This is a genomic window from Aerococcus suis (assembly GCF_900176325.1).
In the GTDB taxonomy this organism is placed as follows: domain Bacteria; phylum Bacillota; class Bacilli; order Lactobacillales; family Aerococcaceae; genus Aerococcus; species Aerococcus suis.
Genome location: NZ_FWXK01000002.1, coordinates 297,161 through 312,287, shown reverse-complemented (window position 1 = coordinate 312,287; position 15,127 = coordinate 297,161). Strand labels below are relative to the sequence as shown.

General features: G+C 35.9%; 11 protein-coding genes and 1 tRNA gene. 7 read left to right on the top strand and 5 right to left on the bottom strand.

From position 1 onward, the window contains the following. Positions 1-128: 128 nt before the first annotated feature. Complete coding sequence (gene argS, locus B8955_RS03140; protein WP_084098430.1) at positions 129-1,829, top strand: arginine--tRNA ligase; 1,701 nt, start codon at positions 129-131, stop codon at positions 1,827-1,829. A gap of 30 nt (positions 1,830-1,859) precedes the next feature. Here argS and B8955_RS03135 read toward each other — a convergent pair whose 3' ends face one another. Further along, positions 1,860-3,071, bottom strand: coding sequence for an O-antigen ligase family protein (locus B8955_RS03135; RefSeq protein WP_234983511.1), 1,212 nt, complete (start codon positions 3,069-3,071; stop codon positions 1,860-1,862). Positions 3,072-3,231: 160 nt separating this feature from the next. Between B8955_RS03135 and B8955_RS03130 the strand changes: the two genes are divergently transcribed. Beyond that, positions 3,232-3,852, top strand: coding sequence for a hypothetical protein (locus B8955_RS03130; RefSeq protein ID WP_084098426.1), 621 nt, complete (start codon positions 3,232-3,234; stop codon positions 3,850-3,852). Positions 3,853-3,865: 13 nt separating this feature from the next. Beyond that, positions 3,866-5,215 (top strand): glutathione-disulfide reductase, encoded by a 1,350-nt coding sequence (gene gorA, locus B8955_RS03125; RefSeq protein WP_084098424.1) that lies wholly within the window; start codon positions 3,866-3,868, stop codon positions 5,213-5,215. 71 nt (positions 5,216-5,286) lie between these two features. Here the strand turns inward: gorA and B8955_RS03120 are convergent, their stop codons facing one another. Next, positions 5,287-7,998, bottom strand: a complete 2,712-nt coding sequence (locus tag B8955_RS03120) for a cation-translocating P-type ATPase (protein ID WP_084098422.1) — start codon at positions 7,996-7,998, stop codon at positions 5,287-5,289. Between the two features lie 296 nt (positions 7,999-8,294). Here B8955_RS03120 and B8955_RS03115 point away from each other — a divergent pair, with 296 nt between their 5' ends. The 3 genes from B8955_RS03115 to B8955_RS03105 all read left to right on the top strand — a co-directional run bounded on the left by B8955_RS03115 (position 8,295) and on the right by B8955_RS03105 (position 12,775). Next, positions 8,295-10,454, top strand: coding sequence for a Tex family protein (locus B8955_RS03115; protein WP_084098420.1), 2,160 nt, complete (start codon positions 8,295-8,297; stop codon positions 10,452-10,454). Beyond that, complete coding sequence (locus B8955_RS03110; protein ID WP_084098418.1) at positions 10,454-10,909, top strand: SprT family protein; 456 nt, start codon at positions 10,454-10,456, stop codon at positions 10,907-10,909. The genes B8955_RS03115 and B8955_RS03110 overlap by 1 nt, the downstream gene beginning before the upstream one ends. Before the next feature lie 531 nt (positions 10,910-11,440). Further along, positions 11,441-12,775 (top strand): FAD-binding oxidoreductase, encoded by a 1,335-nt coding sequence (locus B8955_RS03105; protein ID WP_084098530.1) that lies wholly within the window; start codon positions 11,441-11,443, stop codon positions 12,773-12,775. 118 nt (positions 12,776-12,893) lie between these two features. On the opposite strand, the gene B8955_RS03100 is transcribed toward B8955_RS03105, so the two are convergent. After that, positions 12,894-13,541, bottom strand: coding sequence for a histidine phosphatase family protein (locus B8955_RS03100; protein ID WP_084098416.1), 648 nt, complete (start codon positions 13,539-13,541; stop codon positions 12,894-12,896). Between the two features lie 58 nt (positions 13,542-13,599). Between B8955_RS03100 and B8955_RS07075 the strand changes: the two genes are divergently transcribed. Beyond that, positions 13,600-13,743, top strand: a complete 144-nt coding sequence (locus B8955_RS07075; protein WP_407639089.1) for a hypothetical protein — start codon at positions 13,600-13,602, stop codon at positions 13,741-13,743. A gap of 451 nt (positions 13,744-14,194) precedes the next feature. Here the strand turns inward: B8955_RS07075 and B8955_RS03090 are convergent. Both B8955_RS03090 and B8955_RS03085 read right to left on the bottom strand, forming a co-directional pair. Continuing rightward, positions 14,195-14,278: transfer RNA gene (locus B8955_RS03090), tRNA-Leu, on the bottom strand. Between the two features lie 49 nt (positions 14,279-14,327). Then, positions 14,328-15,044 carry a hypothetical protein gene (locus B8955_RS03085; protein WP_084098413.1) on the bottom strand — a complete coding sequence of 239 codons (717 nt, stop codon included), beginning with the start codon at positions 15,042-15,044 and terminating at the stop codon, positions 14,328-14,330. Positions 15,045-15,127: the final 83 nt, after the last annotated feature.

Sequence of the window (15,127 nt, the reverse complement as noted above, 5' to 3'; positions counted from 1 at the left end):
TCTAATTATTGTCTGATTAGGTATTAATTTGACTTTCTTTAGAATTAGGGAAATGGTATAATAATAAAAACAATCAAAGTACTATTTGAAAAAATAGTACTTTTTATAATCTCAGAGGGGGAATTTTTATGGATTTAAAACAGTTGGTTGCTGATGCAATTGATCAGTCATTAGACTTAGACTTATTGAAAGATGAAATTTATGATGTGTTAGAAGTACCTCGTCACGAAGGACATGGTGATGTGGCATTTCCATGTTTTGTATTGGCTAAACAACTCCGAAAATCCCCAAATGCGATTGCTGAAGAATTAGCAGAAAATATTTCTGGTGAAGGTATTGGCTCAGTAGAAGTTGCTGGACCTTACATTAACTTCTTCTTAGATCAAGAATTAGTAACAGAAGATATCTTAAAAGAAATTTATTCTCAAGGTGATGAATTCGGTCAACTACATATTGGTAAAGGTGAAAACGTTACAATCGATATGTCTAGTCCGAATATTGCGAAACCAATGTCAATGGGACATCTTCGTTCTACTGTTATTGGTAATGCGATTGCGAATATTGAAGCAAAAGTTGGTTTCAATCCTATCCGTATTAACCACTTAGGTGACTGGGGAACACAATTTGGTAAATTAATTGTTGCCTATAAACGTTGGGGTAGTGAAGAAGCCGTTAAAGCTGATCCAATTGCTTCATTACTTGAATATTACGTTAAATTCCATGAAGAAGCTGACAAAGATGATTCATTAAACGATGAAGGTCGTCATTGGTTTAAAAAATTGGAAGATGGCGATCCAGAAGCCGTCAAATTATGGAAATGGTTTAAAGATGAATCCTTAAAAGAATTTAACCGTATTTATGATAAATTGGGGGTTAAATTTGACTATTATACTGGTGAAGCTTTCTATAATGATAGACTTCAAGGAATCGTAGATGAATTAGATGAAAAAGGCCTATTAGAGAAAAACCAAGGAGCTACTATTGTTAACTTGGATGAATTTGATTTAAATCCAGCATTAATCTTAAAATCTGATGGTGCTTCTCTATATATTACGCGTGATTTAGCTACAGCTGAATATCGTAAAGAAACATTTGATTTTGCCGAATCTATCTATGCAGTTGGTAATGAACAAAGCTATCACTTTAAACAATTGAAAGCTGTATTACAACGTGCAGGTCATGATTGGCAAGAACAAATGCACCATATTCCATTCGGTTTAATCACTGCAGGTGGTAAAAAATTATCGACACGTAAAGGTAATGTTATTTTACTTGAAGACGTGCTTAATGATGCCGTTGAACTAGCTAAAGAACAAATTGAAAGTAAAAACCCTGACTTACCAAATAAAGATGAAGTAGCTCATCAAGTTGGTGTCGGTGCGGTTATTTTCCATGACTTGAAAAATGATCGTCTAAATACTTTTGACTTCGTTCTTGAAGAAGTTGTTCAATTTGAAGGGGAAACGGGTCCTTACGTTCAATATGCTAATGCCCGTGCACATTCTATTTTACGTAAAGCTGGTTTCGATGGCAGCAAAGCAACTGATAACCAAGAATTTAAATTAACTGATGATGTAGCATTCTCAGTAGTTAAAGAATTGAATCAATTCCCAAGTATTGTTGAGAAAGCATACATGACTTATGAACCTTCAGTTATTGCTAAATATGTGATTGGTTTAGCTCAAAGCTTTAACCGTTACTATGCACATACACGTATTTTAAATGAAGATAGCGAATTACAATCTCGTTTATCATTAGTCTATGCGGTTACAAAAGTATTAGAAGAAGGTTTAGCATTACTAGGTGTTGAAGCACCTCAAGAAATGTAATTGACAGATAAAAAGGAGTTAGTTTTAAAACTAACTCCTTTTTTTTGTGTCTTGTGGACGATAAATCCCTAATTCTGCTTCATGAAGCATATTTTTAGCACTAAGAATGATAAATAAAAATAGAAAAGCTGTTTGAATCCAAAAGATAGGTAAATCAGTTAATCCATGGACTAATACGACAGCAATAAAACTACAAATTAAAGCTAATCGTCTGCGTAATTGAGGAAATTGACGCATTTTGTTAAGTATTTTAGCAAAAGGATAAAAGGCGACAGTTAATAATCCTGAACCAATAATGCCATAACTTAATAACGTATCAAGAACAATATTATGAGCATGCTGAGTATATTTTTCACCATAGTCCTGCCAAATATTCATAAATGTTAATGGGCCTTGTCCAAACCAAATATTATCTTTAAGACCTTTCACAGCAACATCCCAAATAACAAATCGATCCTCAAAGGCATATAAAATATCATCCATACGAGGTAATAAATTTAAAAAATATAAGATGGTGAGTAGGACACAGGCACCTAAAAATGAATAAATGGCCGTTTGTTTAAAACCATCAACATAAAGGAAGACAAACACTGCAGCTACGACAACTAGCAATGCTGTACGACTCCCAGTAAAGAATAATGCCGTTAAATTACATAAAGTAATAAATATAAAAGCGAGTCGTTTTCGCCATTTTGATGTTTTAAAAAATTTATAAAATCCAATCATAATAAAAAATTCTAACATCATGGCGTAGTAGTTAGGATTAAAAAAGGTTGCTTCGACGCGATTGCGGTGCATACGTCCCATTGCTTTTGAAATAAAGGTATAATCCCATTCAGGAATATAATTAAAATGTTCTAAAAAAGCAAAAATAAAAACTACAAACGAGCTAATTAAAGCGATATTTAGTAATTCTTCAAAGTAATAGGGTTTAATGGTTGTTTGATAATAATAGAAATAAAAAATAAGTAAAATAAATGCAAAACTAATGCCTATTCCTACATAATTTTGGTAAATGATTGAAATTAATATAGAGTAAGCAACAAATACCCATAAATAGGGGGAAGCATTCTGTCGGCTATCGATGCGACGAAACGCTCCTAAAGAAGCAAGAATAATGCATTCAACGATAAATACGATCACTGTTATATAAAATGGAAAAAAATTACTGACAAATAAAATCGCCAATAATGTACGATTTAAATGCCAAGTCACATCCATTAATTGATTTTCTTCAGTCAAAGGGGATCCTCCCATTATTCAATATGTCTTTTATCATTATAGCAATAATCTGATGAGAAAACGCTATATCTCTAAAAAATTTATGAGAAATTTAGAATCAAGCATAAATTTAGAGGCTAAAATAGGGGCATGATATAATAAAGCTATAAGGAGTGGTGTTATGAAGGATTTAAAATGGATAGGCCTGGATGCACAGACATTTAGACCTTATCAACATTGGAAAAATACCGGGTCAGTCGGAGAATGTGGTTCCTATGTTAGTGCGGTACTTGCTCATTATTTGGTAAAACGTGATACTAATAATGATTTATCCCTTTCAACCTTGTTAAAGGGATTAAAAGGTCCAATTGATCATTGGCCACTACATAAAGGCTCTTATGTGTGGAATTTGTCGTTCAGTTTAAATTATTTATTAAAACCTGCAGGCTATCAAGCACATTATGGTCTACTGACTGAAAAGAAAGTACCGGAATTAATTAAAGCAGGCAAAGGACCGGTAATTGTCGGAACAACAAGTATCTTAGGATCAGCTTACGGTAATCACTGGGTGCTGGTTTATGCGTATGCTTATGACGAAGAGGGTAATTTATATTACCATGCGTACGATAATCATGGAAAATATCAAGCGATAATCCCAGCTAAAGAAACCATTGGCTATGTATATGTTAGTGAAATTATTTCAGACACAACCCAACGGTCACAAATTCCGGTAACGACAATTAAACAGGAACCTGTTCATTTTGTTATGAATTCACAATTTGTAGCACCATCAAAAAAATAGAAAGAGGGACGTTATGCAAACATACGATTTTATAGCTATAGGTGGCGGAAGTGCTGGTATTGCTAGCGCTAACCGAGCAGCAGAATACGGAAAAAAAGCATTGATCATCGAAGAAAAGGCTGTTGGAGGTACTTGTGTTAATGTCGGTTGTGTTCCTAAAAAAATAATGTGGTATGGCTCTCAACTGAATGAAGATATTAAACGGTTTGGTCCAGAATACGGAATTCAAGTTGATAATCAAACATTAGACTTTGAAACATTACGCAAAAGTCGTGAAGCGTATATTGATCGTGTTCATAACTCATACTTTTCAGGATTTGAAAGCCGGGGAACAGATTTTGTCGAAGGTCATGCTAATTTTATCGATAATCATATCGTCGAAGTGAATGGGGAACAATACTACGGTGAGCATATTGCAGTAGTTACTGGTGGACGTGCTCGTTTATTGGACATTCCAGGTATCGAACATGTGGATGTTTCTGATGATTTTTTTGCTTGGGAAACGTTACCTAAATCAGTTGTATTAATCGGAGCAGGTTATATCGCTGTTGAGCTAGCGGGTGTTTTAAACGGATTAGGTGTTGAAACTACCCTAGCTGTTCGTAAAGAACGCCCATTACGTGATTATGAACCGACAATCATCGATGCCTTAACTGAAGAAATGCAAGCAGCAGGTGTGAAAATTTTAACGCATCATAATGTAGCTGAAATTGTTAAGAACAATGATGACCAATTAACGGTTAATTTCCAAGAAGGCGATAGTCTAACGGCTGAAAAAGTGATTTATGCGATTGGACGTGAACCTAATACTGATAAATTGGCCATTGAGAATACAGATATTGCGTTAGACGATAAAGGTTTCATTAAAGTTAACGACTATCATGAAACGAATGTACCAGGCGTTTATGCTTTCGGAGATGTTATTGGTAAGGTAGAATTGACCCCTGTAGCTATCAAAGCAGGGCGTACGTTAAGTGATCATCTATTTAATGGAGCAGATAAATTTTATATCGATTATGATATGATTCCGACTGTTATCTTTAGTCATCCACCAATTGGCGTGATGGGGTATACAGAAGCTCAAGCCAAAGAAAAATTTGGAGCAGACAAAGTAAAAACCTATGAATCAAGTTTTGCTGACATGTATTCAGCTGCTACCTCTAATCGGCGAACAGTTAAAATGAAATTAGTTGTTGTTGGCGATGAAGAGCGTGTTGTCGGTTTACATGGTATCGGCTTTGGTATGGATGAAATCTTACAAGGATTTGCAGTTGCTATTAATATGGGAGCAACTAAAGCACAATTTGATCAAACAATTGCGATTCACCCGACTGGTGCTGAAGAGTTTGTCACGATGAAATAAGTGTATTTTTAAATGAAGAGATAAAAAAACGAGCGAGTTCAAACTCGCTCGTTTTACTTTATCCTCTGAAATTATTTTTTACTTTTCGTTTTTGATTGAGCTTTTTCAGCATAACCAGTAGCGCGTAAAATAGCTTTAATAATTTCGGTGTAAACAATAATTGAAGCGGCAGCTAAGATAACGACTGTCCACATCGTCACAGAGTTAGGATCGCCTACTAAGTGGTTGGTACCAAAGGCGTTATTTAATCCTGGAACAAAGACAGTAATTAACATTAAGACGGTTGAAGCTAACACTCCAATATTTAACCATTTGTTACCAAATGGATTCGTTGCAAATAGTGATTTGAAGACAGACTTAGAGTTGTATGCGTGGAACAATTGGATGAAGGCTAAGGTTAAGAATGCCATAGCTTCAGCATCAACATGTTCGACTTGCATGATATGTTGTGCATACCAATAAACGAATAAGGTAATGCCACCTTCATATAACCCTTGATAAATGATTGATGCGAGGACACCACCAGAAAGTAAGTCAGTTTTACGACCACGTGGATCATGTTCCATAACATCAGATTCTGCGTCTTCAAGACCTAACGCAATAGCAGGGAAAGTATCTGTTACTAGGTTAATCCATAAAATATGAATAGGTTCTAAAATCTGCCAGTCTAACATTGTAGCGAAGAATAAGGTCATTACTTCACCTAAGTTAGCAGAAAGCAAGAATTGAACAGCTTTTTGAATATTTGAGAAGACTTTACGACCTTCTTCAACAGCTGTAACGATAGTTGCAAAGTTATCATCTGCTAATACCATGTCTGAAGCACCTTTAGATACTTCTGTACCAGTAATTCCCATACCAATACCGATATCTGATTGTTTTAATGAAGGAGCGTCGTTAACCCCATCACCAGTCATCGCAACAACTTTATCATGTGATTGCCAAGCTTCAACAATGCGCACTTTATGTTGTGGGGATACACGAGCATAAACAGAATAATGTTCAACTTTTTCAGCTAATTCTTCATCAGATAACTCATCTAAATGAGCACCAGTGGTTACTGAAGAATCGTCGCCTTCGTCAATAATACCTAAACGAGCGGCAATTGCGGCTGCGGTATCTTTGTGGTCACCAGTAATCATAACTGTACGGATTCCAGCACCTTTTGCTTTAGTAATCGCTTCTTTAGCTTCTGGACGTTCAGGGTCGATTTCACCAATAAGTCCAGCAAATACTAAATCATTTTCCAAGGTTTCTGAATCATAATTAGCAGGTTCTTCATCATAATATTTGAATGCCATTGCTAAAACGCGAAGTGCTTGTGTCGCCATAGAATGGTTAGTATCAAGTAATTTTTCGCGGACATCTTCCGTTAATTCTTTAATTTCACCGTTATCATAATAGTAGTTACAGTTTGAAATTAAAACATCAGGAGCACCTTTAGTCATTGACACATAAGGAGCTTGATCTTTAAATGCTTCAGAAGTTGGATGGAACGTAGATGACATTTTACGAGTAGAGTCGAATGGAACTTCCCCTAAACGTGGTTGAGTTTCCAAGACTTCACGGACATCAAATCCTTTATCAAATCCAAATTGAATCATAGCTGTCTCAGTTGGATCACCAGCTAATTCACCGTTAGAATTAATGTTTGTGTCATTTGCCATGTTCATAATTCTAAAGACTGGTTCATTGAAATCAATATCTTCAGCGGCATCATGCATTTCACCGTTGTAGAAAACTTTTTCAATGGTCATTTTGTTTTGAGTTAGTGTCCCTGTTTTATCAGAACAAATAACTTCAGTACCACCTAGTGTTTCGACAGCAGGTAATTTACGTACCAATGCATTTCTGTCAGACATTTTTTGTGTCCCTAGAGCTAAAATAATAGTCGTAATAGCAGGTAGACCTTCAGGAAGCGCAGCAACAGCAATTGAAATAGCTGTTAATAGCATTTCAACCCACTCACGTCCATTAAATAAACCAATCACAAAAATAAAGACGGCAATCGCAACGATCGCGTAAGTTAAGAATTTCGTTAAACTGTCTAAGTTTTCTTGAAGTGGAGTGGTTTTACCTTCTGCTCCTTCTAGCATTTCGGCAATATTACCAACTTCGGTATCCATTCCTGTACCAGTGACAATCCCTTGACCACGACCGTAAGTCACATTAGTACTTGAAAAAGCCATATTTGTACGGTCACCAATACCTGCATCTTCAGCAACTAAATCTAGTTCTTTAGTAACAGGAACTGATTCACCGGTAAGGGCAGCTTCTTCGATTTGTAATGAAGTTGCTTTAAATAAACGAAGGTCAGCTGGGACCACATCTCCGGCTTCAAGAACAACGACATCTCCTGGGACAATTTCTCTGGAATCAATTGCCACCTGTTCACCATCACGGATAACCGTTGCTTTTGGTGAAGACATTTCTTTTAATGCGTTGATAGCGTCTTCGGCTTTATTTTCTTGAATAACCCCTAAAATGGCATTAATTAATACAACAGCAAGAATAATAATAGCGTCAACTAAACCTTCGCTACCTTCTAAGGCAACAGATAGACCTGCTGCAATTAGAAGAATAATAATCATTAGGTCTTTAAACTGATCAATGAATTTTTGAAGCGTCGATTTTTGTTCGCCTTCACGGATTTCATTTGCTCCGTATTTATCAAGACGTTGTTTTGCTTCTTGCGCTGATAATCCTTGCTCAGAGGAATCTAGCGTTTGTTTAACAGAATCAATGTCTTGAGCAAAAAACTTTTGCTGATTTAAATCAGACATTCTATTCACTCCTTTTAATAATTTTTCTCCGTTCGTTTTCATAAAAAAAGACTTATGACTACTATAGAAGAACAGTAGCCATAAGTCTCACCATTTCAAATAGTACCAGTAGCTATCGTCTACCTGTCTGTTGATACTATCACGACTAGAGCCGCTGATTACTCCCTTATGGAAAACGAATTTCGATAAGCTAATTATAGCGAAGAATAATTTTTAAAGCAACTTATTCGATATATATTTCTAATCAAATTGGACACTTTATGGAGGAATATAGTATATTTAATATCTAAGAAAGGATGACAAGTTTGAATAAAGAATTGATTGATCAAATTAGCCAACAGTTAACCTATTCAACGAAGCAGTTGACGACGGTTTTAAATTTATTAGAGGAAGGAAATACGGTTCCCTTTATTGCACGATATCGTAAAGAAATGACGGGGTCTTTGGATGAGCTTCAAATTCGTGAAATTCAAGAAACGTATGACTACACTAATAATTTAGAAGAGCGTAAAGAAACGGTTTTGAATGCCATTGCGGAACAAGACAAACTAACTCCTGAGTTAGAAAAAGACATTAAATCAGCGACTGTTATGCAAAGAGTGGAAGACCTTTATGCACCGTACAAACAAAAAAGACGGACAAAAGCCACAATTGCAAAAGAAAATGGATTAGAACCATTAGCCACATGGTTGTTTTCAGGACCAAAAACAGGTAACGTCAAAAAAGAGGCCGCTAACTATATAAATGATGATATTGCGAATGTAAATGAAGCGTTAGCTGGAGCTCACGAAATTATGTGTGAATGGTTAGCTGATGATGCGTCTAACCGAGAATGGTTAAGACAATATCTTTATCAAAATGGAAAATTAGAAACGTCAAAACGTGCGAAAGCTGAAGATGATAAAGGTATCTATAAAATATATTATGACTTTTCACTACCTATGAAGCAGTTAAAGCCTTATCAAGTTTTAGCTATTAACCGTGGGGTGAAGCAAAAGGTACTGACAACTAAAGTTCAATATGACGAGTTCGATGTGCTTACTCATTTTGTGAATCGCTATATAGAAGGTCATCCGATTAGTGTCAAACAAATTCAAGATGCTATCCAAGATTCATTAAATCGGTTTTTAATTCCGGCAGCGAGTCGAGACATTCATTCCGAATTAACTGAAGAAGCGGAAGCTCATGCTATTGCCAATTTTGCTGATAACTTAGGACACCTATTAATGCAACCTCCTGTCAAAGGGAAAACAGTTCTTGGACTAGATCCTGCTTTCCGAACAGGATGTAAATTAGCAGTAGTCGATGAAACTGGACAGGTGTTAACTAAAACAGTGATTTATCCGCATCAACCGGTGAATAAAGTTGACCAAGCGAAGACAATTGTTCGTGACTTAGTTAATGAATTTTCAATTGATTTAGTCGCTATTGGAAATGGGACCGCTAGTCGAGAATCAGAACGTTTTATTGCTGATTTAATCCAAGAAGATCAAATGGATTTAGCGTATAGTATTGTTAATGAATCAGGGGCCTCTGTCTATTCAGCTAGTGCCATTGCCCGGGAAGAATTTCCTGATTATAACGTGGAAGAACGTTCTGCTGTAAGTATCGCTCGACGCTTACAAGATCCTTTAGCGGAACTGGTTAAAATTGAACCTAAAGCGATTGGAGTTGGCCAATACCAACATGATGTTTCGCAAAAACAATTAAGCAACCGATTAGACTTTACTGTTGAAACGGTAGTAAACCGTGTAGGTGTTGATATAAACACAGCCAGTGCACCTTTATTAGAACATATTGCGGGGTTAACGAAAACAGTAGCTAAGAATATTGTTTTATACCGTAATGAAAATGGCCAATTTACTTCTAGAGATCAACTAAAAAAAGTAAAACAAATGGGACCGAAAAAATATGAACAATCAGCCGGGTTTTTAAGAGTGCCAAAAGGGGACAATATTTTAGATAATACGGGAATTCACCCAGAAAATTATGAATTTGTTAAACAACTACTAAACGATTTAGAGATTAATATTAGTGATGTGAATTCTGAAGAAAATATTGCAACGTTGAAACAATTAAATCACTCAGAAGTTGCTCAAAAATATGGTGTTGGTGAAGAAACAGTTTCCGATATTTTATCTAGTTTAATGGCACCAGGACGAGATCCACGTGATGAAGTTGCTAGTCCAGTTTTAAGATCTGATGTCTTAGCGATTAGTGATTTAAAAGAAGGCATGCAATTACAAGGAACTGTTCGAAATGTTGTTGACTTTGGTGCCTTTGTTGATATTGGCGTTAAGCAAGATGGATTAGTGCATATTTCGCGAATGAGTCGTAAATTTGTCAAAAATCCATTAGATATTGTTTCAGTAGGTGACATTATTGATGTTTGGGTGCAAGAAGTCGATAAAGAGCGAGGACGAATTGGTTTAAGTATGATTCCGTTAGGTGAATAATGACAAATAAAGAATTACAAAGCCTAGTTGAAAACATTTCTCAGAACTATTTTCAGTTACCATTTCGGCACAAAGCACAATGGAATTCGCGTTTGCGAACCACTGGCGGACGTTATCATTTAAAAACGCATAATTTAGATTTTAATCCCAAACTATTACACGATTTTGATAACGATATTTTAATAGGTATTATCAAACATGAATTATGTCATTATCACTTACATCTGAGTGGTAAAGGGTATCAGCATAAAGATAAGGACTTTAAAATGCTATTGAAGAAAGTAAACGGATTACGCTATTGCCCACGATTTTCTGATACCAATTATCGGTTAATTTATCAATGTAAGGGATGCGGCATAAAAGTTTATCGACAACGACAATTAGATACGCACAAATATATTTGTAAAAAATGTCATCACCATTTTGAATTAATTTATAAAAGGAATCGTGATTAATAAAGGTTTATATGAAGGTGGTTTCAAGTCTAAAATAGATAAATACATCTATTGGCAATAATGGCTTCTGTAGAGCAGATACATTCTGCTTTACAGAAGTCTTTTTTGATATAGGTGAAAAGAAAGAATATAAAATAAACATGATACGAGATTCATTTGCGTTAATCAAATAGCAGCAAATTATAAATCCCAATTTTGAGAATTAAATGAATTCAAAAATAAGAGAGATTTTTAATGCCGAACATGCTACGTGGCTCTAGAGGCTTTTCTAAGGGGTATAGAAATTAAAAAATCAATAGTTTGTAAAGAGTATTTTTACTTTTTTGAATTCCTAACACTGTTAGGATAAAATAAACCTAACAGCATTAGGAAGTGAGGAGAAAACTATGGGACGTAAAGGATTAAACAAAGAAGTCATCATTAATGCAGTGGTGGACATCATCGAAGCGAATGGATAGGAGAATTTTTCTATTATAATGAGTTATGATGAAAAAGCTTACACGAAAAACAGAAAACGGAGGCTCTAGTAAAATGAAAATTGAACAAAATGTTCCTGAAAGCTATTTAACATCTCGTGCTGGTGAAAAAGTCCTCGGGAAAGCTGGGTTAATCGCCTTCCCTGAATCCACCGAAGATGTACAAGAAATTGTTAAACGCGCGAATGAAGAAGGCGTCCACATCGTGCCAATCGGTACCCAGACAGGCTTAACGAGTGCAGCCTACCCTAAAGACGAAGCATGGCTCGTTAGTACCAAAGAAATGAACAAAATTATTTCAATGGACGAAGAAATATTAACGTTAAATGTTGAACCCGGTGTGCGTTTGATCGATATCATTGAATACTTAGAAGACACACCTTACTTCTACGCACCTGACCCTGGTGAAAAAACAGCAACTGTCGCTGGTACAGCTAGCACAAACGCTGGTGGTATGCGTGCGATCCGTTATGGGGTGACACGTGATAACATTCGCGGTTTTGATGTGGTATTAGCTAATGGTGACGCTATCCACTGTGGTAGTTTAAACAACAAAGATGCTTCTGGTTACGACTTAAAAGATTTATTCATCGGCGCAGAAGGTACTTTAGGTATTATTACTAACTTCCAATTAAAGATTACCCCACGTCCACGTCTCGAAAAATCCATCTTGATTGGTTATGAAAACGTCACAGAGTTAGCACCGACAGTCGGCAACATCTTGAAATCAACACTTCGTCCTGTTGCGCTTGAATTACTCGAGAAAAAAGGTGTGGAACTTTCTGAACAGTTAGTAAAAGAAACTGTTCCTGAAGTCCCTGGTAACGCACATTTATTAGTGACACTTGCCGGAAATAACGAGCATGACCTCGCAGCGCAGATTGAAGAATTACTCTCAATTGCTCGGAAGAACCATGCGCTTGAACACAAAGTACTTGAAGAGGAAGAACACGTCAGAACGTGGAAAGTACGTGATAATATCTTAAACGGTATCGATGCTGCTGCAAGTTGGAAGATGTACGACCCATGTGTACCGACTAACCACTTTACAGATTTAGTGGCTGAATCCAAGAAACTCGGTGAAGAGCTCAACATCGATAGCGCATACTTTGGACATGCTGGGGATGGTAACATTCATATCTGTGTGCTTCAAAATGACTACGCTGATGATGAATGGGAAGAATTACTTGAAAAATATGAAGACCGTCTCTACGACATGATTCGTGATTTCGGTGGTTTACCTTCTGCTGAACATGGTATCGGACGTGAGAAGAAACCTTACTTCAAGCGTTTCCACAACGAAGCTTACGATCGTGCATTAACAGCGATCAAAAACGCTTTGGATCCTAAAGGCATTTTCAACCCCGGTGTAACATACACTGAGGATTAAAAATTATTTAACACTGTTTCACTTTAATTTATACCTCAAGGGCACTGTATGGTGCCCCTTTTTTATGTCTTTGATAAAAGGCAAATAAAAAAGCAGCACTGACATGCTGCTATTATCATTAATCAAAGTCATCTAATTGATTAAAACTATCTAAGTGATAGTGACCATCCTGGTAACGGACGATAGAGACGCTACCCTTATCTAAGAATGTATTCAGTGAAAATTCCGGAATCAATTCATGAAGCATATTGCGAATGGTCATCCCATGACTAACAATTAATACATTTTGATCTGACTCACGATGACGTTGTGTCACTTTAATAAGCCCTTGTTCAACGCGTGTCCAGAAACTCAAGAAATCTTCAGCTTCATGTTCTGGATCTAATGCGTGGAATGCATCCACTTGGCGTCTCACACGCTCATTATCAGTCATGGTCGCTTCATCAAAATGTTCTTTGGCAAATATAGCCATATCATTCCAAATAGACATGGCATCAAGTCCTTCTAAACTACCGAAATATTCTTCTCGGAATGCTGGTAATTTAGTAATTTCAATATTTGGATCCGTCTGTTGATTTTGCGCTAGAATGATTTTAGCGGTCTCTACTGTTCGGCTCAAATCACTTGTGTACACTGCAGAAAATGGAACATTTTTGAGTGCTTGCCTTGTTTGTTCGAGAGATGTTTTCCCTTCTTCTGTTAGTAACGCATCTGACCATCCTTGCATGCGGTTATAACGATTTAAAATCGTTTCACCGTGACGCATAAAATATAATTTGACACCTTTGATTGGATATAATTATTCCTCTCGAAATATCGATAGAATGAAGCAAGCTATTCAAACATCGGTCGTTTACAGCATTAGTGTTGCTATATGCGGAACAATACTTTTACTATTTGGTGCTGCACCAATAGTTCAGTTTTTATCAAGGATCCACAAACTGTACAGTTTGGACAGACATTTCTAAGAATTATCTGTCTTGCTTGTATCACTACGGTGATTAATTTTATGGTTATTACGATTTTTCAAGCTACGGGGGGAAAAAGACAACCTATCATTCTGTCATTACTTAGAAAAGGGACTTTGGATGTCTTTTTTATGGTCTTGTTTAATAGTATATTCGGGATATTCGGCATTGCGTGGGCAACACCTGTTGCAGATGGAATAGCTTTTATCATCTCGTTGATTTTGATTATTCCGTACTTAAGAAATTTGGAATAGCATTCATTGATTTTTCAATCTATCGTTTCACATTGGCAATCAATGAATAAGCCACTAGAAAAAGTTTGAAAATTTTGTAAGAAAAAAGGATATCCTATAATTGGATATCCTAGTAAATCAATTGATAAGTTATTTTTCTCAAAACAGTAAGCATTGTTACTTTTTAAAGACTAGCGATTCTTAATGAAATGGTTCAATGCGAACAGTGGGACTTGAACCCACACGAGATTTCTCTCACTACCCCCTCAAGATAGCGCGTCTGCCGATTCCGCCATGCTCGCTTATTTTCATAAGAATTATCATATGCTAAATAAATAAATTTGTCAATCGTTAGAAAATAAGACTAAAGAGAATAAATTCAATTAATACATTAGTAAAAAATGCGCCAAGTATTATATAAAATAATGGAATAACGCGTTGATTTGAATATGGTGTAAAACTTACGACAGCCGCCATATTAAGGATGACAAGTTGAATAATTAATAAGAATAGAATAACGACAAAAAATAATAGCGGTGCTAATAATGCCATTAATAAGCCGATAAAACTTAAGGTTAAACTGAATACGTTCATCCCCATAAATTCGCTTAACCAAATAGCCGAATCAGTCTCTTCTTTATAAATAATTTTTTTAAAACAATGAATAACAACCGGTAACAACCATAATGAAATCACTAAGAAAAAGAATGTTTTGATAGCAAATAACCAAGGTGTGAATGTAAACGACACATTTGGTAATATGGAAATGTTGGCAAACCAATCGTAACGAGAAACAAAATAATTCGCAACTGCGGTTAAACTAATGGTATTAAACAAACTAATCAATAGGATAGTTGTTAACCCATGAAAAGAATTATTCGCTTGTGGATGAGCAAATTCAGGGAAAGGTTGTTTTAAATATGCCTTAACATAGCTTAAGTATCTTGAAAAATAATTTTTAGTGTAGTGCTTTTTTTGACCTCGGCGTTGGGTAACTGGTTCGTTTTCTTTTACCTCTTTTTGAGGACGCTTTTTAACCCAAGTAAACCATGATTTACTTTGACGCATGTTGTCAAACCTTCTCTCTATATAATAATGCTCATGAAAAATCATAAGCCAATAGTAAGCATAGCTAAGAATAATTGATAATT

Excerpts from the sequence above, each read along its gene's own strand:
- B8955_RS03085 (WP_084098413.1), bottom strand. The coding sequence starts at position 15,044 with ATGCGTCAAAGTAAATCATGGTTTACTTGGGTTAAAAAGCGTCCTCAA.
- B8955_RS03110 (WP_084098418.1), top strand. The coding sequence starts at position 10,454 with ATGACAAATAAAGAATTACAAAGCCTAGTTGAAAACATTTCTCAGAAC.
- gorA (WP_084098424.1), top strand. The coding sequence starts at position 3,866 with ATGCAAACATACGATTTTATAGCTATAGGTGGCGGAAGTGCTGGTATT.
- B8955_RS03130 (WP_084098426.1), top strand. The coding sequence starts at position 3,232 with ATGAAGGATTTAAAATGGATAGGCCTGGATGCACAGACATTTAGACCT.
- B8955_RS07075 (WP_407639089.1), top strand. The coding sequence starts at position 13,600 with ATGAAGCAAGCTATTCAAACATCGGTCGTTTACAGCATTAGTGTTGCT.
- argS (WP_084098430.1), top strand. The coding sequence starts at position 129 with ATGGATTTAAAACAGTTGGTTGCTGATGCAATTGATCAGTCATTAGAC.
- B8955_RS03100 (WP_084098416.1), bottom strand. The coding sequence starts at position 13,541 with ATGCGTCACGGTGAAACGATTTTAAATCGTTATAACCGCATGCAAGGA.
- B8955_RS03105 (WP_084098530.1), top strand. The coding sequence starts at position 11,441 with ATGAAAATTGAACAAAATGTTCCTGAAAGCTATTTAACATCTCGTGCT.
- B8955_RS03115 (WP_084098420.1), top strand. The coding sequence starts at position 8,295 with ATGACAAGTTTGAATAAAGAATTGATTGATCAAATTAGCCAACAGTTA.
- B8955_RS03120 (WP_084098422.1), bottom strand. The coding sequence starts at position 7,998 with ATGTCTGATTTAAATCAGCAAAAGTTTTTTGCTCAAGACATTGATTCT.